This window comes from Halomonas sp. LC1 (genome assembly GCF_030247125.1).
Lineage (GTDB): Bacteria > Pseudomonadota > Gammaproteobacteria > Pseudomonadales > Halomonadaceae > Vreelandella.
The window spans coordinates 1-18,828 of record NZ_JASSPG010000014.1; the positions used below are offsets into that span (position 1 = coordinate 1).

General features: G+C 53.8%; 16 protein-coding genes. 7 read left to right on the top strand and 9 right to left on the bottom strand.

All coding sequences use genetic code 11. The features are described 5' to 3' along the window. Positions 1 to 139 precede the first annotated feature (139 nt). The 5 genes from QIT27_RS16780 to QIT27_RS16795 all read left to right on the top strand — a co-directional run bounded on the left by QIT27_RS16780 (position 140) and on the right by QIT27_RS16795 (position 6,133). Positions 140 to 820, top strand: a complete 681-nt coding sequence (locus QIT27_RS16780) for a heteromeric transposase endonuclease subunit TnsA (protein WP_022521280.1) — start codon at positions 140 to 142, stop codon at positions 818 to 820. Continuing rightward, positions 813 to 2,741, top strand: a complete 1,929-nt coding sequence (locus QIT27_RS16785; protein ID WP_285264472.1) for a TnsB C-terminal domain-containing protein — start codon at positions 813 to 815, stop codon at positions 2,739 to 2,741. The genes QIT27_RS16780 and QIT27_RS16785 overlap by 8 nt, the downstream gene beginning before the upstream one ends. Next, on the top strand, positions 2,738 to 3,622 hold the full coding sequence (locus tag QIT27_RS16790) for a TniB family NTP-binding protein (RefSeq protein ID WP_022521282.1): 885 nt from the start codon (positions 2,738 to 2,740) through the stop codon (positions 3,620 to 3,622). The genes QIT27_RS16785 and QIT27_RS16790 overlap by 4 nt, the downstream gene beginning before the upstream one ends. Further along, the gene (locus QIT27_RS17045; protein WP_350338778.1) at positions 3,622 to 4,677 is read left to right on the top strand and encodes a TniQ family protein; all 1,056 of its coding nucleotides are present in this window, start codon (positions 3,622 to 3,624) and stop codon (positions 4,675 to 4,677) included. Before QIT27_RS16790 ends, QIT27_RS17045 begins: the two co-directional genes overlap by 1 nt. Positions 4,678 to 5,227: 550 nt before the next feature. Beyond that, positions 5,228 to 6,133, top strand: coding sequence for a hypothetical protein (locus QIT27_RS16795; RefSeq protein WP_016916423.1), 906 nt, complete (start codon positions 5,228 to 5,230; stop codon positions 6,131 to 6,133). A gap of 126 nt (positions 6,134 to 6,259) precedes the next feature. Here QIT27_RS16795 and QIT27_RS16800 read toward each other — a convergent pair whose 3' ends face one another. Genes QIT27_RS16800 through QIT27_RS16815 form a run of 4 tightly spaced genes read right to left on the bottom strand, consistent with a single transcriptional unit; the run spans position 6,260 to position 11,580 of the window. Then, positions 6,260 to 7,303 carry a L,D-transpeptidase family protein gene (locus QIT27_RS16800; protein WP_016916424.1) on the bottom strand — a complete coding sequence of 348 codons (1,044 nt, stop codon included), beginning with the start codon at positions 7,301 to 7,303 and terminating at the stop codon, positions 6,260 to 6,262. A gap of 53 nt (positions 7,304 to 7,356) precedes the next feature. Then, positions 7,357 to 8,889 (bottom strand): apolipoprotein N-acyltransferase, encoded by a 1,533-nt coding sequence (gene lnt, locus QIT27_RS16805; RefSeq protein WP_285264473.1) that lies wholly within the window; start codon positions 8,887 to 8,889, stop codon positions 7,357 to 7,359. A gap of 4 nt (positions 8,890 to 8,893) precedes the next feature. Continuing rightward, positions 8,894 to 9,397 (bottom strand): signal peptidase II, encoded by a 504-nt coding sequence (lspA, locus tag QIT27_RS16810; RefSeq protein WP_016916426.1) that lies wholly within the window; start codon positions 9,395 to 9,397, stop codon positions 8,894 to 8,896. Further along, a complete protein-coding gene (locus tag QIT27_RS16815; protein ID WP_233974133.1) occupies positions 9,394 to 11,580 on the bottom strand; it encodes a heavy metal translocating P-type ATPase in 2,187 nt (728 codons plus the stop codon). The genes lspA and QIT27_RS16815 overlap by 4 nt, the downstream gene beginning before the upstream one ends. Positions 11,581 to 11,666: 86 nt before the next feature. Between QIT27_RS16815 and QIT27_RS16820 the strand changes: the two genes are divergently transcribed. Continuing rightward, a complete protein-coding gene (locus QIT27_RS16820; protein ID WP_127062889.1) occupies positions 11,667 to 12,125 on the top strand; it encodes a MerR family transcriptional regulator in 459 nt (152 codons plus the stop codon). 28 nt (positions 12,126 to 12,153) lie between these two features. On the opposite strand, the gene QIT27_RS16825 is transcribed toward QIT27_RS16820, so the two are convergent. The 4 genes from QIT27_RS16825 to QIT27_RS16840 form a co-directional block, all read right to left on the bottom strand. Then, positions 12,154 to 12,936 carry a ZIP family metal transporter gene (locus tag QIT27_RS16825; RefSeq protein ID WP_027965781.1) on the bottom strand — a complete coding sequence of 261 codons (783 nt, stop codon included), beginning with the start codon at positions 12,934 to 12,936 and terminating at the stop codon, positions 12,154 to 12,156. Positions 12,937 to 13,047: 111 nt separating this feature from the next. Continuing rightward, positions 13,048 to 14,037, bottom strand: a complete 990-nt coding sequence (locus QIT27_RS16830) for a M23 family metallopeptidase (RefSeq protein WP_051233885.1) — start codon at positions 14,035 to 14,037, stop codon at positions 13,048 to 13,050. Continuing rightward, positions 14,037 to 14,714 (bottom strand): DsbA family protein, encoded by a 678-nt coding sequence (locus QIT27_RS16835; protein WP_022521292.1) that lies wholly within the window; start codon positions 14,712 to 14,714, stop codon positions 14,037 to 14,039. Before QIT27_RS16835 ends, QIT27_RS16830 begins: the two co-directional genes overlap by 1 nt. Before the next feature lie 113 nt (positions 14,715 to 14,827). After that, positions 14,828 to 15,742: a cation diffusion facilitator family transporter gene (locus QIT27_RS16840; protein WP_027965780.1), complete on the bottom strand. Its 915-nt coding sequence runs from the start codon at positions 15,740 to 15,742 to the stop codon at positions 14,828 to 14,830. Positions 15,743 to 15,947: 205 nt separating this feature from the next. Between QIT27_RS16840 and QIT27_RS16845 the strand changes: the two genes are divergently transcribed. After that, positions 15,948 to 16,868: a bile acid:sodium symporter family protein gene (locus QIT27_RS16845; protein WP_039175778.1), complete on the top strand. Its 921-nt coding sequence runs from the start codon at positions 15,948 to 15,950 to the stop codon at positions 16,866 to 16,868. A gap of 110 nt (positions 16,869 to 16,978) precedes the next feature. Here the strand turns inward: QIT27_RS16845 and QIT27_RS16850 are convergent, their stop codons facing one another. Further along, positions 16,979 to 18,748 (bottom strand): hypothetical protein, encoded by a 1,770-nt coding sequence (locus QIT27_RS16850; RefSeq protein WP_128082404.1) that lies wholly within the window; start codon positions 18,746 to 18,748, stop codon positions 16,979 to 16,981. Positions 18,749 to 18,828 lie beyond the last annotated feature (80 nt).

The window sequence follows — 18,828 nt, forward strand, 5'->3', positions numbered from 1 at the left end:
TGTCATTTTCAGCAATTAGTGCGACCCTCAGGGCGTAATATCGGGCTATTATGGTAGTCTGTACAGGATTGAGTGCGACAGAATTAATAGCAATTGATGCGACAGGTCTTGTTTTATTCAACATTTGGTGCGACTGCCCATGCCACTGCCTACATCCGTTCGTAAAATCGGCCCTACCCGACGAAGTGTGTCTGGCTACTATGCCTTTCGCGGGGAGGAGTCTATTGCGTTCGAGTCGACGCTCGAACGTGATTTCCTCATCAAGGCTGACTTTGATGTGAGCGTCCTTGGTGTGATATCCCAGCCGTGCGAGATCCCGTTTCATCATCCCGTGACCGGTAGGCGCTACACCTACACACCTGACTATTTGGTTTATTACCGTCTCGGTAACCGTCATTACAGGGATTACCCAAAACCTCTCCTGGTGGAGGTCAAACCACGGGAAAAGTGGCAAGCACATTGGCGTGAATGGTCGCCTAAATGGAAGGCGGCGATACGGCATGCCAACAATGAGGGCTGGGCGTTTCGCATTCATGATGAAAGCCGCATTCGTGATAAGACCTTGGACAACATTACCTTCCTAGCGCGCTACAAGCGGATGGTGTTTCCCTCTGTCGAAAGCCAGGCAGTCCTCAACACGGTGAGGGAAATGGGGGTGGCGACCTTGGATTACCTGCTTTCTCGGCACTTTATGGGCGATATTTACCGGGCAGAGGGGATTGCGCATTTATGGCATCTACTGGCGACTCGGCAGTTAGATTGCGATATGGCCCAATCCTTCAGTCCTCTATCGGAGGTATGGGTACCCGATTATGAATAACCATCGTGGCAGCGCAACTGAACCCAATAACGGCGTCGCCCAAACACGCCAACACTTGCAGATTATGGTGGGTGAGCAGGTTCAGAAAGATGGCACCGTTTACCGAATTTCCCAGGTGCTCGATTTTGAGACAGTCATTGGCATTGCCGTTGAGTCCGGGCGTAGTTGCCCGCTTCGCATCAAAGAACTAGCGCCTCTCAATAGCGGGTCCGTATCCCCTGAGCAGGATATGTCCGAGATTGGGGATGCCGATTGGCGGGAGGCCGAGCATCGCTTTTCCATCATTAAGCCCTTGGTGGATCGCCATACGGTGGGGCGGGATGCAGCGGAGGAGCGTGCGAAACAAACGGGGGTTGATACGGCTACGATCTACCGTTGGTTGAAGCGGTATAAAGCGACGGGCTCGGTGCTCGCATTGATTCCTCAAAAGCCAGGGTGGAAGAAGGGAAAGTCGCGTATTCCCGCGCATGCCGAGGCAGTGATTCAGGAAGTCATCAAAGAGGTGTATTTGACGCTGCAGCGTCCGTCTGCACAAAAGGCGGTACAGGAAGTCATGCGGCGTTGCCATGAGCGGCGCATCGACCCGCCGAGCCCTGGTACCGTTCGTGCTCGTCTGCGTGACATTCCAGAGCGTGATCGGTTGCGTGGTCATGGCTTTAGAGAGAAAGCGATTAATAAGTTTCAGCCGGCTGCCGGAAAATTTCCCAATGCGGACTATCCGTTAGCCGTCATGCAGATTGACCACACGCCTGCCGATATTATTTTGGTCGATGACGTGTATCGCAAGCCGATTGGTCGCCCATGGATTACGTTGGCCATGGACGTGTTTACTCGCATAGTCACGGGGTATTACTTGTCGTTTGACCCGCCCTCTGAAACATCTGTCGGCATGTGTGTGGCACACTCCATGCTTCCTAAAGATGAGTGGTTGCTACTGCATAATGTGGAGGCTGAGTGGCCGGTATGGGGCACACCCGCCACGATTCATGTGGATAACGGCCCAGATTTTCGCTCAGAGACGTTTAGGCGCTCATGCCTAGCCTATGGGATTAATCTTGAGTTTCGGCCTGTTAAGCAGCCTCGTTATGGTGGCCACATTGAGCGGGTGCTGGGCTCTCTTCTCAAAGAAATTCATAACCTGCCTGGGACGACCTTTTCCTCCATTAAACAGAAAGAGGGGTACGATCCAGAGAAACACGCGGCCATGACGAAAAGCGAGTTTGAAGAGTGGCTGGTGACGTTGATTTGCAAGGTTTACCACCAGCGCCTTCATTCTGGGATTGGTATGTCGCCGATGAAAAAGTGGGAAATTGGTGTGTTTGGCAATGCGGATGTGCAGGGAGTGGGATTAGCGCCGAGGCCTGCTGACAGGCTCTCTGTATTGCTCGATTTTTTGCCCAGCTTTCAGCGTACGATCCAGACCTTTGGTGTGACCATCGATGGCATAAACTATTACGATGAAGCGCTAAGACCTTGGATCAATGCCAAAGATCCAGACATGCCAGACAAGAAACGCACCTTTGTTTTCCGGCGCGACCCTCGCGACATTAGTGTCATTTGGTTCAAAGACCCGGAGCTCGGGCACTATTTTCGCGTGCCCTTTGCCAATCTTGCCCTCCCCTCGATGAGTGTTTGGGAGTATGCCCAAGCTAAAGCGCGCCTTCGGCAGGAAGGAAGAAACTCGGTCAATGAGACTGAAATTCTACGCGCTATTAGTGAGCTGCGAACCCATGTGGAGGAGTCGCAAGCACGTACTAAGCGAAGTCGCCGTCAGGCACAACGACGTAAAGAGCATGAGAAGAAGGTGACGCCTGCAGATCCCCTTTTACATGCGCCCTCAACTGCGGCCCCTAAAGAGACACCCGCTCAAGGGGACGGTCTTTTAACGGGTGATATCGATGTGAACTGGGACATAGCATGAGCACACACCTTCATCCTGATCTTCGTCACGTCTTGGGGCTGTCCGCTAAAGAGCGAATGGAGTTTATGGATCAACCGCGCTGGTTGGGCTATCCATTGGCCAATCGTGTCATTGAGGTCATGCGTGGGTTGATGGAGAAGCCCAGTCGTCCTCGTATGCCTAACCTCTTGCTCGTGGGTGACTCCAACAACGGAAAGACAACCATCGTTCAACGGTTTCGTAAGCAGTACGGTGAAGGCTACGTGAATGAAGACGTAGAGCCCGTGAAGCCTGTTGTTGTCACTCAGGCTCCCCCGAGTGCCGATGAGAAAAGTCTGTATATCGCAGTGCTAGAGAGTTTCTGGGCTCCCTACCGGCCTACAGATCCTGTTCCCAAGCTGCGCTACCAGGTGATTCATCAACTGCGTGCTTGCCATACGCGCTTACTGATCATCGATGAGTTTCACTCTCTGTTAACCGGTGGTGCTGTTAAGCAGCGCGAAACGATGAATGCCATTAAGCTTTTATGCAATGAGCTAATGATTCCCATCGTTGGTGTGGGGACGCAAGATGCTGTGCGTGTGCTGCATTCAGACCCACAGCATGCGAGTCGCTTTGATGTGGTCGCGTTACCAAAGTGGGAGCTCAATCAGGAGTTTCAGAAGCTGCTCGCTGGCTTTGAGAAGATATTACCTCTCAAACATCCTTCCCAACTGCATGAGCCCCAATTGGCGACCCAGCTCCACGCGATTTCTGGCGGTAATTTGGGTGACCTGCACCGGCTGCTGATTGAGTGTGCAAATGCCGCTATTTTGTCTGGAGCTGAGTGCATCGATGAGAAAATTATTCAGAGTAAATCATGGGTGCGGCCCACCCGTGGCATTAGGGAAGTGATGCTGTAATGACCTGGGCGCTGAGTGTGCCCCTGCTGCCTGAGGAGTCCCTTTCATCATGGCTCGTTCGGGCGGCGTTGCGACAGGGGTGTGATCCTTTGTCGCTCACCGGGGCTATTTGGCCAACATGGCGTATATGGACGAGGGACATTGATAGGGAAATACCCCTCGCAAGAATGCGCCCATTAGTGAATGCCTCGGGGATATCTTCCGCTAAGTTTCAGAAAGCGGGGATGCGGGACGATTGTGAGAAAGTGGTCGGTTACTCGTTACCGGAAACCCGGACTTGGCCCTGGTTGTTGGCACTCGGCAGCCGAAATCGAACCCGCCATGGAGGACAACAGGTATGCACGTTGTGCTTGGCAGAGGACTCAACCCCCTACTTGCGCCGGCACTGGCGATTCGCTTGGCACACTGGGTGCCGCTTTCATGGGGTGCAGCTGGTAGATGAGTGCCCAGCATGCAAGGCCCCTATAGAGCCCCATCGCCTGACAGCGGAAGATCAACATTTAGCTCAATGCAGCCGGTGTCATAACGATTTTAGAAAGGCGGTATGCACGTCGCCTTTACCTGAAGCGTTCAGTGTTCAAGTGATGGCTGATCGTGTGTTAGAACAGGATAAGGTGACGTTTAGGCAGGCCTCTATCGCACCCGCCGATTGGTTTTCTATGGTGGCCTTTTTTATTGGCGTTATACGGCGTGCAAGTCGGCGGCCTGTGTCACCCCTGGCCGATGCGCTTCTTTCATTGGGCATTTCGGTTACGGATTGCCGAATGCCTGTGTCTGGCCTGGCGTTTGAGCTGCTGGCTGTCAGCGAGCGTAGTGCCTTATTGGTAGCGTTGGAACGCTTGCTCAGTATGGGCCTTGAAGAAACGTTCAGCGTTCTGGTCGCGTGCAATGTCAAAACGAGCGCGCTTCATGATCCCCGAAGGTCGCCCCCCGTTGTGTTGTTGCCGCTGCTATCACGGTTATCTCACCACCCTCATGGGCCGCATCGCCGCCGTGTTCCCCCGGCTTGCGCCCCATGTCGGAACGCGCTGTTAGAGCCTCATGGGCGCGTTTAAAACGCAGAATGAAAGCGGAGCCAACCTCTTGAATCAACACCAAACGGTCGACTGCGATGAGTGTGGCCGAGAAGTCTCCAAATTGTGGCGACGCCATAAAGGGCACGGCTACTGTTCAACTTGCTATGCTCGTGTGTTTAAGCGGCGGATGTGCCCACGATGTGGTGAGTTAGCCCGTCTGCCTAAGAATGACCCAGACGCCGTCTGTCGTCAGTGCAACGTTGACAAACCGTGTGCACGATGTGGAAAAGCCAGTTCAGACTACAACATCGGCAAGGTCACTCCCTACGGCCCTGTCTGTATCGCCTGCGCTCCCTATTTCAAAGAACCAGAGCCCTGCGAGGCGTGTGGGAAAGCATCTCAACGTCTTACCCGAGTGGCGCGTATGGGGCATGATCATCGCTTATGTCCACGCTGTTCGACAGCAGACCACGGTACCTGTTCTGCATGTCGTCGACATCGTTTATTGGTGGTGGCACCCAACGGGGATGCGTTGTGCAAAGCCTGTAATGAGCAAGGGGAAATTGCCTGCCCATCGTGTGGTAATCCCATGCCAGCGGGTCGAGGTGATGCCTGTGAGCCCTGCTATTGGACGCGAACATGCCGTAAACGCATCACCATTGGCCAAGCCGGTATCACTACCAAAGCGTTAAGTGAGGCCTTTGGGGAATTTGGTGAATGGCTGATTCGTATCACTGGGCCGCATAAGGCTGCCCTCAAGATCAATCATTTCTTCTCGTTCTTCCTTGAGCTCGACCAGGCATGGTCACGGATACCGAGCTACTCGGAGCTACTTCATCACTTCGGGGCGGAGGGCTTGCGGCGTGTGAGGCTTCCCATGCGATGGTTGCATGAAGAGCAAGGGGTAGAGCCGGATCACCAAGCAAAGCGGATCGACTCAGAGAAAAGACGTATTCAAGCGTGTCTCAGTTCTATGCCGTTCGCTTCGCTATCAGACCAAGTGCTGCAAGCCTATTGGCTGCAATTGGAAACCCGTATAGAGGCGGGCAAAACGTCCCACACCTCCGCACGACTTGCACTAAGAGCGGCAGCCGCATTGCTACTCGCTACTGACCGGGAGGGGCAGCGACTGCCTCAACAGGGCGATGTGGACAACTATTTGCATGCGGTGCCCGGACAAGCAGCCTCGGTCACGGGGTTTACTAATTTCTTAAATCGCCAACATGCCACCACGTTGGCTCCTCGGGTGGATGTAAAACGGGCAAGAAAGCGGCGAAAAGAAACACTAGCCCGCACCCTGATGACGATGGCCCGGTGTGCTGATCAAGGAGAGGCCTGGAGGGAGGCATGGATCGTTGCTGCCATGGAGTATTTCCATGACACAAAATTAACGCAGAAAATGCTTCGACAACAGACCGTAGAGCGGACGACAGACGGGATACAGGTGGTAGTGGGTGGCGTTACCTACTGGCTGCCTCTGGATATTGAGTGCTAAGACACTGATAGCGCGCAGTCACTTGGAGGGCCCCGCGACTCTGTAGGCGAATGTCGCCCCGCCGTTTGGACGGGGCTATGGCTCTCTACCTATATGCCAGGGCTCAACGGGGTGCCAAAAGGCGTGTCATGACCGTTGAGATGACGTCAAAACCAGGTCTTCATAAATGCCCTTGATAGCCTTCTCTTCTGGGCTGTGGCGCTGTGGCTCCTGTTCCTGCTTTGGATGTAGTGGGGTTATAAGCCCGTTAGAGAGTGACAGGACATCGCTGAGCTGCTCGTAATCGAGGTTTACGTTATCGACATTGTATTGGTTAAGGCGTGTCATGGTCTCTGTGAGTGCGGTCATACTGTGCTCTTCTTCTCCAAGCGGCGGAAAGGCTTGAATCAGCGGCTGACCGCCTTCCCAACCTATCTTGATCGGCTGATTGATGATGTTGACTTGGGTGCCGGGTGGAATGCGGTCAAATATAGATTCGATGTCTTTGGGTAACATGCGGATACAACCTCGGCTTGCGCGCATGCCAATGCCATCGGGCTGGTTGGTGCCGTGAATCAAATAGCCATCGAAGCCTAGGATGATGGCATGGTCTCCTAGCGGGTTATCGGGGCCGGGCGGTACAACGCTTGGTGCGGTTTCGCCGCGTGCTTCCGCTTCACGTTTTACCGACTCAGGCGGGTACCATGCGGGGTTTTTAATGTTCATGGTGGTCTCGGTCACACCAAGGGGTGTATCAAACCCTTCGCGACCGATGCCGATAGGATAGGTCTCAACGCGCGGTGTCTCACCGGTTTTGACATCTGGGTAGTAGTAAAGCCGCAGCTCGGCGATATTGATGACGACCCCAGTACGCTCGACATTCGGCAGGATGAAGCGTCCTGGAATGGTTACTTCAGTACCCACTCCGGGCACCCAAATACTGACCTCTGGGTTAGCACGTACAATCTCCTGGTAGCCAAGGTTGTGACGTCTGGCAATATCAATCAGAGTATCCTCGTAATTCTTCACGATGAAGGTGTCAGCCTCTCCGATAATATTGCCTTCCTCAGGTAGCGGGTAATGCCCCTTGGGCCATTCCGTCTCCTGGGCAGTGGAAGGTTGTGCCGCCATGGCGACAGGGAGCCATGCCAGAAACGAAACCATCACACTCACGATGAAGCCGATCTGCATTGGCCATGGGAGGAATCTCTTAAGTATTGCTGCGTTCTTTGCCAAGAGCATCGCTAGGTTCCTTTTTCATCTAATGCGTCGTTTTTTGATCGAGATAAGTTCAGTTGTAACCCGAGCAGTGTCAGCACCGCAGCGAGTATCCAAGCGGGGCCACTACCGGTGCGTGTGAAAGGAGTTAGGCCCTGCATCGGGGTCACCTCGCCCGTTAAACTGGCCTGTTCAAACTGTGGGGCACGGGCTGTGACGTGACCTTGTGAATCGATGATGGCCGTCACGCCATTACTGGTAGCTCGAAGTAGGTGACGACCATTTTCTAAGGCACGTAGACGCGCCATTTGAAGATGTTGGTGTGGGCCAATGGAGCGCCCAAACCACGTATCGTTGGAAACCGTTAATAGCAGCTCGGCATTACGCGCCTGTTGGGCGACATGGTCGGCAAAAATGATTTCGTAACAAATGGCATTGCCAATGGTGGCTCCAGCCACGTGTAACGGAGCCTGTTCGCCTGACCCTGGGGTCAGGCGAGGTACTGGCAAGTCGAAAAAAGCAAGGGTGCCAGCGAGGAGACTTTGGAATGGCAAATACTCGCCAAAGGGCACCAAGTGCGCCTTCTGGTATTCGCCCTGCACATCATTTAGCCCTATGACGCTGTTATAAGAGCGCCCTTCACTGTCGCGTTGCAAAATGCCGGTCAACAAGGCGGTGTCAGGCCCCAGGTCGGACGCTACTTGCTCAAGTATTTGCTGTGCTTCCTGCTCAAGCATGGGAAGGGCTGCCTCAGGCCAAACGATGAGATCGATATCCCTTGCTTGCTCCCGTGTCATCGTCGTGTAGATACTGATTGCTTCGCGCTGCCCTTGGGCAGTCCACTTAATGCGCTGGTCAAGATTCCCTTGCAGCAATGCCACCCGGATGGGCTTGCCAGCCGGGGTTGTCCATTGGGCGGGCAATAGGAATGGAACGATCCACAAGGCGGCCATCGGGACAAGGAAACTCCAGCGGCGACGCAGTACCTCTACCCCTAACGTACCTGTCAGCGCGGTCATGAGTGACAGCAAGTACACACCACCAACGGGCGCCCATGGGGCTAGTGGAGAATCAATCTGAGAGGTGCCCAGCAATAACCAGGGAAAGCCGGTGAGCAACCAGGTGCGTAGCCATTCGCTCACCACCCACATACCGGCAAAGCTAAGACAGGCTAACCGTGGCCCCGTGATGCGCCGATAGAGCCCAAAGGGGATTGCAAAGAAGAGCGCCAGGGCGCTGACAAAAAGAGTGGTGAGGAGCATCGCCACCAAGGCCCCGGTGCCACTGAAATCGTGAATAGCAACGAAGACCCACGATGTGCCAGAACCGAACAGGCCTACCCCATAGCACCACCCACGCAGGGTGGCCATGGCGGGCGTTAGCGACTGTATCTTCCAATAGACCAGTGCCACGGCCACTGGGCCAAGCCACCATAGGGAAAAGGGGGCGGCACTCAAGGTGGTCAGTACCCCAGCGGCGAGCGCTACAACGCAATCGACTATTGGTGAGGAGCGCCCAGCAAAAAGCGTATATTCTTTATCTTTATCGACCACATCCATAGCGTTACTCAGAGCGCTTAAAAGCAGGACTTTCACGCCATAATGCCACTGCGAACATCAATACACCTGCAAACAGAGCGATATCGGCCATGTTAAAGGCGGGCCAATGCCATTCGCCCCAGTAAATGTCCAGATAGTCGACGACGTACCCTCGCGCTAAGCGATCAACGGTATTACCGAGCGCGCCGCCAAGAATCAGGCTGTACGCACAGGCCTCCAAGCGCGACAGGGGTTTGCATAGCTGCACAACCAATACGACGACCACCACCAACGCTAAACCAAGAAAGAGGTAGCGCTGCCAACCCCCTGCTTCTGCGAGAAAGCTGAAAGCGGCTCCTGTGTTCCCGGTATAAACCCAGTTAAAAAACGGCGTTAGCGGAATGACTTGGCCAAACGACATCTGGGCATGCACAATTTCCTTGACCAGTTGATCGGCTAGAGCCATCACGCAAGCTAATGTGAACCATGGCCAGCGACGTGAAGGGCTATCGTTTGGCGCTGTTCTCATGACGTTGTTTTTCCTTGTGACAGGCCTGTCATTGCGGTACTGGGCGAAAAGCGGTAACCCAGCAGTCGCATGGCGTTCAACGTCACCAGGACGGTAGCACCGGTATCGGCCATCACCGCAATCCACATGCCGGTAATACCCAGCGCCGTTGTAACTAGGAAAATGGCTTTTAAGCCAAGGGCGAGAACAACGTTGGTTTTCACATTGCGCAGCGTGGCACGAGAGAGGTCTATCAGCTCAGCGATGCCGGTAACGCGGTTCTTGAGCAAGGCTGCATCGGCGGTTTCCAACGCCACATCCGTGCCACCCCCCATCGCGATACCCACATCTGCTGCCGCGAGTGCCGGTGCATCGTTGATGCCATCGCCTACTTTACCGATGGGGCCACGGCCTGCCGCTTGCCAGTCTCGAACATACGCTGCCTTGTCTTCAGGCATTAGTTCGCCGTACGCTTCAATGCCTAAGCGACCCCCCGTGGCAGCGACGGTGCGGGCATTATCACCGCTGAGCATGACCGCCTGTACGCCTAAACGGGATAGCGCCGCTAGGCCTTCCATGGCATCTTCGCGTGGCTCATCGCGAACCGCGATCAAGCCCAGTAAACGCTCGCCTTCGACGAGGAGAGCGAGGCTCTTACCGGCTTCTTCTAACGCGACAATCCGAGCACTGAGACTTTCCTCAAGGATGACTTTCTCGTGAAGGTGACGAGGCGTCATTAAGCTCAGCTCGCGACCCTCCACCTGGCCGGAAACACCGCGCCCCGCCAGAGCGCGGCCGCCGGTGACGGTGGGGAGGTTGATGCCCGACTGTCGGGCATGCTCAACGATAGCCGTGGCGATAGGGTGACTGGAATCCCGCTCTATTGCGGCGGCGAGCCGCAATACGCTGTTATCGTCTTCCTCAGCAATCCAAGACTCCACATCTGTGACTCTTGGGGTACCCGCAGTGAGGGTGCCCGTTTTATCTAATGCCACCAAGCGAAGCTTACCTAACTGTTCAAGAACGGCTCCCCCTTTGATCAGTAGTCCGCGCCGAGCTCCCGCCGAGAGACCGGCGGCGATGGCGGCAGGGGTGGAAATGACTAACGCGCAGGGGCATGCGATTAACAGCAATGCTAACGCACGGTAAATCGACTCCGACCATGCCATGGTCGATACCAGCGGTGGCACTATCGCCATCAGTAGGGCGAGTAACACGACGGCGGGCATATAGTAATACGCAAAACGATCAATAAAGCGTGCTATCGGTGCCTTGGCGGCCTGTGCTTCTTCAACCAGACGAATAACGCGTGCGATCGTATTGTCATCAGCGCCTCGTGTTACCTCCACCTCCAGGGCGGCATCAAGATTCACTGTGCCAGCAAAAATGTCATCACCAGGCGCTCGCGAACGAGGTATGGACTCGCCGTTTACCGGCGACTCGTCAATGTCGGAGGTGCCCACCAGGATGCGTCCATCGCAGGGTACGCGATCACCGGGCCGCACCAGCACACGCTGACCGGGTTTAAGTGACTCCGCCGAGACATCACGCAGATGGCCGTTGTCCATCAGCCTCGCCGTTGAGGGTGTTAAGTTTGCCAAGGCTGAGATACTGCGGCGCGCCCGTGACGCAGCTACCCCTTCGAGTAGCTCACCTACGGCGAACAAGAACACGACCATCGCAGCTTCAGCAGCAGCATTGATGGCCAATGCGCCAAGCGCAGCGATGCACATCAGCATCTCGATGGTAAAGGGGTTGCGCATCTTGAGGGCACCCCAGGCACTCTGCGCAATGGGCATTAAGCCGACCAGCGTAGCCAGAATGAAAGGCACATTGCCCAGCGCAGGCCATGCTAAACGAAGCGCGAAGGCCACGATCAGCAGATTTCCTGTGATAATGACCAAGCGCCCTTTAGCGGTTTGCCACCAAGGGGATGCAGAGCCAGATGCGTGTGTTTGGCCATCATGGGAAGCCACTTGATAGCCTAGTTCGTTCAGGATGCCCTCAATGGTCTTTCGCGAGGGGGCCCCGTGATCGTGGTGATGAATCTTCACCGATCCCGTGACCGAGCTTGCCGTGACTTCCTCAATGCCGTCCAGCCGCTCTAGCGCCGACACGACCTTGCGCTCACAACCGCCGCAGTCCATGCCTTCAACACGCAGCGTCAAAAAGGTAGGCGCTGTCGCCTGCGTTGATGTTTTCATGGTGCCTCTTCTCCCAATGGGCTATGGTTTCGCAGTGTAAACCTTGTAGCAACTATAGCTTCAAGCCCTGCGTAAGGAGTTTTACCATGTCGATGATGGGGCAAAGTATCAGCATTGGTGAGTTAGCACGACGAGCCGATTGCAAACCTGAAACGGTTCGCTATTACGAGCGTATTGGGCTGTTGCGCGATGCGACACGAACCGGTGGGGGGCAGCGCCGCTATGGAGACGACGCTGTGCGGCGCTTGACCTTTATTCGTCATGCCCGAGACTTTGGCTTTTCGGTAGAGTCAGTGCGAGAGCTTTTGGCCATGTCAGATCAACCTGACATGCCTTGCCAAGAAGTCGATGCCATCGCCACGCATCACCTAAAGAAAGTGGAATCCCGCCTTCAACGACTGTCCGCACTGCGTGAGGAGCTTCAACGGATGGTCACACAGTGTGCCGGTGGCAAAGTGGAAAGCTGCCGAATCATTGAGGTCATCAGTGATCATCAGCTCTGTATCACTGAAAAATCGCACGGAGGGGCTCACGACTTGGGTTAGAACTAACGCTACGCCCCACGCCCACTGGTTAGCCCAGAGAAACATCCAAAAACAGCATGAGTACCAATCCGATGGAGAGGCCCAGCGTGGCCTTTTTTTGGTGCCCGCTCCGATGAGTTTCGGGAATAATCTCATGACTAATCACATACAGCATCGCTCCCGCCGCAAAGGCCAAACCCCAGGGAAGTAGCGCTTGTGACATGCTGATGACTCCAGCGCCTAATAAGCCACCCAACGGCTCAACAAGCCCCGTAAGGGCGGCAATCGTCCATGACCGCCAACGTGAATAGCCCACGCTTAGCAGTGATACTGCTACGGCCAGTCCTTCTGGGGCATTCTGAAGTCCAATGCCAATCGCTAGCGGCATGCCTCCTTCGCTTCCCCCTGCGCCAAAGGCCACGCCAACGGCCAGCCCTTCTGGCAGGTTGTGTATCGTAATGGCAATAATAAACAACCAGATACGGCGTAGTGAGGCAGCCTCTGGCCCTTCTCGCCCCTGTTCGAAGTGCTCATGAGGTAAGAGCTCGTTCAGTAGTGCGACCATTCCAATCCCTAGCAAAATGGCCGCACAAGCAATGGCAGCAGGTACCACGCTACCGCCATAACGCAGCTCCGAGGCTTCTAAGGAGGGTATGATCAGTGAGAAGAAAGAGGCCGCTAGCATGACACCAGCGGCGAACCCCAACGCTAAATCGCGAACACCACGATTCGGTGTTTTGGTAAACAAGACAGGAAGCGCCCCTACAGCCGTCATCAAGCCCGCCGCAAGGCTTGCCAATACCCCCATGGTGACGGGAGAAACCTCTTCCATACCGATTACCTGTGTTGTGATAGATGAGTGATTACACGGCTTGGGTTCCATAACGAGACAAGCGCACGTTCACGTTACTAACCCCCATGCAACGTTGTTAAGCACGAGTGGTTACGGCTCGTTAAACGAGATCAAGTCATAAAGTGACGCCGTACCGATAGCTTGTTCTAAGCGATCTCTTGCCTCGTAAAGTGACGCTTGATATTCACTTTGAGTCGGCTGTTCGCCTAGCATGATGCGTTGACCTTGACCAAGGGGGTCAACAGGCTGGTTATTGACTCTCACTTCGTAATGTAGGTTGGGCCCCGTGGCGACCCCAGAGGCACCTACCTCTCCGAGCGACTCTCCCGCATTGACTAAATCCCCAACCACTAGCTGTGGGGAAAATCGGCTAAGGTGTGTGTAGCGACTGATTGCCCCTGTGTCGTGCTCCACCTCGATCACCTGCCCATATCCCCCTTGGCGACCCATAAAGGATACGCGCCCAGGTGCGGTGGCAATGACCGGCGTTCCTGTCGGCGCAGCCAAGTCAATTCCATTATGAGGACGCATCCCTCCATACACAGGATGTCGCCGATTCCCAAAGCGAGACGTTAAGCGGGCACTAAGCACGGGCAACCGCAACGTGCCTAGCAGGGTGTCGCTTTTGAAAAGAGCTACGTCCCCCTTTTGGGTGACCGGCCATATGACCTCCAAGGGCTCTGCCTGATCAGGCAGAGCGGCATAACTGAGGCGTGGTGGCCCAACACGGGCGCCGTCCTGGCGTCGATCTTCCTCCCACACTAATTGAATACGTTCACTGCCAGAAAACTCCAGCGGCGCTGCGATAAACTCGCTGAGCAGTGTTTCCAGTTTAGTGGCGAAACGCGTTGGGACACCTTCTGCTGCCAAGGCCTCGTAGAGGGTGGTATCAATGACGACATCACGCCCAAAGGTTAGGGTATCAACGCTATCGAGCGGTAATGTGCCTTCTTGCTCGCTAGCCGCCTGTAACTTGACAGGGCTAAGTTCAGACGGAGGCAATGACAGATGCGTTTGCCAATTGGCTTCGGCTAGCAAGGGGTAAAAGCCCACCAAGCCTAGTAACCACCAGCGCTGCATCACTGGCCATCCTCTTCCCCAGAGATCTCCGCTACTTCACTCTCGACGGCATCAATCAGCTCTTGCATACCAAAGGGGTCTAAAGGCTCGCCATTGACAAAAAAGGTAGGTGTTTGGCGAATCTGATTGGCTCTGACATCCGCCATGTCTTGGTCAATCACCGCCTGCACCTCAGCAGAAGTCAGTTGCTCTTCGGCAGCCGCTAAATCAAGGCCTCCTTGGCTCGCGATATCGAGGATAGCGGATTCATCAAAACTGCCATGTGAAGCCCATTGATCCTGGCGAGCCAGCAGCCTCTCCAGTACCGGTTCAAAGACGCCCTGACGACGAGCAACTTCTAATACCCGAATGGCCTTGTCCGATACGTCGCCGTGGAAAGGAGTGTAGCGCACGATGAGCCGCACTTTTTCTGGGTAGGTTTCCAGAATACTTTTTGTCAGGGGATAGAAAGCACGGCAGGCTTCGCAAGCCGGATCGAAGAATTCCACAATCGTCACCGGCGCGTCTTCTCGTCCCAAGATGGGGGAGTGTGAACGCACCAAGGAGTCCTCGGCCTGGACACCGCTCTCTTTTGCTGCCTGAGCTTGCATGTCTAAGAGGGCAGGCTTCGATACGGCGACGATCGCAGCGGTCAGCATTAACGTACCGGCCAATATAAAAGACGCTTTTTTGAACATGTTTCTCTCTCTGTCTCAACGATGGGGTGGAAAAGTAGGGTTGAAAAATAAGCCAATCGCTATGGGAGTAAGCTGCTCGCTATCTACCTGAGCTGGGAGCCGGCCTCGGTCTGTCACTCATGCCCATATAGATTGGCATTTTGATGCGCGTGGTCACTATGCTCAAACTCTAGGCTGGAATGAGCAATACTGAAGCGCATTTTAAGCTGCTCCTTGATCTCTGCTTTGACGGATTCAAGCTGCTGCCAGCCGGTTTCTGTCAGAACCACGTGGCAGTCAAGGGCTGCCATGTTTTCCTGCATCTGCCATAGATGCACATGGTGAATATCCTGGACTCCCTCGATATCTCGTACGGTCTCAACGACTGCCTGCCCGTCAATGTCCGGGGGAGATCCCAGCATTAGCGTACGGATAGGGCCGCCAATTTCAGAGAAGGCTAGGTAAAGAATATATAGCGCAATCCCTATCGTGATCGCGGGGTCTACCCAGCGCATGTCGTACAGTAAAATAAGCGAACCACCGATAATCACGGCGATGGAGGCAAACGCATCCGATAAGTTATGCAGAAAAAGGGCGCGGATATTGACACTCTCTTTTTGCATTGACCACGTGAGCATGGCGGTAAGGGCATCGACGACGAGCGCGACGCCACCAATAATCACGATCGTCCATCCCTCTATCTCAGGGGGATCGACCATCCGCATAGCGCCTTCGTAAATCAGGTAGACACCGACAATAATGAGGGTGGTGTAATTGATGAGTGCTGCCACTATCTCGATGCGGCCATAGCCAAAGGTCATATGCACATCGGCAGGCCGTCTGGCGATTTTACGAGCAGCAAAGGCAATGACTAATGCTGCCATGTCAGAAAAGTTATGTAACGCATCAGCGATCAGCGATAGGCTCCCCGCCATAATGCCACCGACGATTTGAGCGATGGTTAAGAGCCCATTGGCCCAAATGGAGATGCTGACGCGCCGGTCGCCAGAGGCAGGATCAATGTGGGGATGATCATGATGATGTCCCATCTGTTACCTTCTCTCGAATTATCTGTTCTTGGTACTATAAAACCTCTAGCAACTAAAGCTTCAACCCTTGAGCATTATCTATTTGCATCGCTGGATTGGGAAGCACGTCCCTAGCTACCAAGCGAGCCATGGCGCGCTGGGCCGAAGGTGATCATGTTTTAGGTGCGGGGCTCAATCCACTTCAACCGGTAACGTCTAATCCACCATGGGTAGATTCATTTATTTTGTCGAGGCGCACCTTGTCTGGTTTGTAATCGTCGTCGCGGGGGGAGGCTTACTCTTTCCGGCCACCGGAATAATGCTTAAGTTCGCGATTGGGCCATTACTGGCATTACTGATGTTGATTATCAGCCTCACATTCGATGCGCATGCAGTGCGCATCGTGTTCCGAAAGCCGTCACGGCAGTTGTTGGCATTGGGGCTGGTCTATGGGCCTATGTCGATTGCCGGGTGGCTAACGGGCCGTCTATTTTTTGGAAGCGGCCCGCTGGCTGCTGGCCAAACCTTGCTCGGCACGCTGCCGACAGATGTGTCCTCTCCTCTTTTGGTACTGATGGCAAAAGGCAATGTGGCGCTTGCCGCTGTTTTCAACGCAGTCAACACCGCGTTATGTCCGTTTATTGTTCCCTTCCTGTTTTTATGGCTCACCGGCCTTCAGTTAGACGTGCCGCTTGGATCAATTATTCTTGAATTAACACTAATCGTGCTTCTTCCTACCGTGATTGGGGTCAGCTTGCGTACAAAGTTCTCGGCTTTCTTTGCACGGCATGATTCAGCGTATGCAGGGATAGGGTCGATTCTGTATCTGCTGATCCTACTCGCCGTGGTCGGGCCGAATGCCACCACGATCATTGGCTATGGCTGGTATGCGTTTGTGATTGCGGGCGCGGCCCTGTGCCTCAATTTGATTGGGTACCTGGTAGGTATGTCCTCACGGTTACTCACCTCTGATCGCAAAGAGGTGATTACCTATCTTTTCACGGTCAGTAAAAAGGAATTCAGCATCGCTGCAGCGTTTGTCGCTGTTTCCGGCTTGCCATCAGAGATCGCGATTCCAGCCGCTTTTTTTGCCGTGATTCAAATGATCACTTCGCCCATCGCAGCGAAGATCCTCGCCCGCCACTGAAGGGATGGCCGTATCGGCTCTTCGTCAGAAGAGCAACCTGCACACGGGGTGTACAGGTTGCTCTTAGCGACAAAACAGACACCGCTACTCATAAAGGTGGCAAATAGTACCTATGCTAAGTCACTGCGACCAATACTGACCTTGCTAAAAGCATTTAACACAGAGGCTTCGCAGGGTATCTGTTCCTTTTTGGATTTAGGGTGCTTGAACGTATCGGCGAATCCTGGGCAGTGACCAACTAGTTTTTGGACAACACCTTCTACGTGCCGCACGTTAGACAGCACTTGGCGTAACCACTGCTCGAAGCTGCCTTGGTGGCTCAGCGTGAAGACTAAACCTTTATAGGAAGGAGGCTTGGATGCCTCCTCGCTACCGCCAGCTCTGGGTTTTGGAGGGCGTCGTTGGATCTCCATGAGATAGAGCGTTTGATCTAACACATGCACCCGAACGACGAGCACCCCGCGAGGTACCTTGGTCTGAGTATCAATGTAAACCCAATTAGCGACTGACGTTTCCACCTCCTCGTCTATTTCGAAAGGTTCGAGGCTGATCAACCGAGGGTCGGGGGAAGTGCTAAAGCCGTCTTCAAAGGTAAACCAGCTAACGCCACGAATCGTTTCGGGATAGGCCGATTGCAAATAGAGAAGCGCATTCCACATATCACGTAGAAAGCCCTGTGATTCCAGTGTAATAGGAGCATGAATAGAGGCCTGTCCGACCCCTTTTCCTGATCCATGCGGCTCCCCAGTGGAGAAAATAGTTTCGTCACCCGGAACGGGGACGCCTCGTGTATCGGGCACATTTTTTCGAGTATATCGTTTATCCAAGACGGCGCGAGGCTTACCTAAAATAACGAATTCGTCCTCAGGAAGGTCTAGCCAAGAAGAGCCATGGTCGGGCTCTTCATCATCCGTCAGGTCAATGACATCGGGGATGTCTTGAAGCTGATGATAGGGAAATTGAGTGGGAGCATCATCGCCATCGGTGGCTGGTACTGTCGTTGACTTCTCTCTTTCGCGGTGGATCGTGGCACCATCGGGCTGCGTACAGCCTAATATCTGCAAGCCTAGGAATGTGTTGCCACCATCAATTGGAACGCCAGAAACAGAGATTTCCCCGCTGCCTTGAAACCATGGGGTGGCTTTTAAAAGCATCTCATCTGGCGTGGAGCTGGTTTCAAATTGTGAATATATATATTTTGCAGCGCGCTTGGCATACGGATCGTACAACATATGCGCGAGCAAAATGGCATCGTGTTTATGAACATGATAGGTAAATTTGACAGGCCACGTACCTGGGGATGCAGGCGCATCAAGCGGTCGATAAAGACGTTTTTTGACTTCTTCCCAAGGGTAAGTGGCGAGCACTCGCTTGATTTCAGAAGATCGGCCGTAAACGCGAATAAAAAATTCTGTGCAAGGGATGAGCAAGTGTTTGCCATCTGGAAGGTCAAATTCAATCAGGTATGTTTTGTGCTGATTTTTCTGGGGTAAGTAGTTCGAGTCATGAAAAGCGGTATAGAGGCTTCGTCCTGATTGTCGTAAATCATCTAAGGTGACAATTCGCCAGCCGCCTGGAGAAAAAGAAACGGAGAATTTTCTTTCCTCGTAGGCAATACGCGAGCTACTCACGCCCTTTTCCCATACTGACCCTATTCTCAATAGCCCAAGATGCGTTAAGACAGTCTCACGTCTCATCACGCCTCCTAAGTTATTTTCATGGTCGATGGTTCTTAAGAAGATATGGATTTTAGGGACGCTTCGTAAGCGATTGTTCTTAAATATAGGCCCGTACCACCAAACGACCAAGCGCTCTGCCTCGTTTTTTAGGGTGCCATCATGGAAGCTAAAGGTTCTGGATTGTTTAAGAGAAACGGTCACAAAGGCGCACTCTATGTAAACTCAACATAGAGATTGTCGCAGCAATTATTGTTTAGTCGCAACAATTGTTGGAAATGACA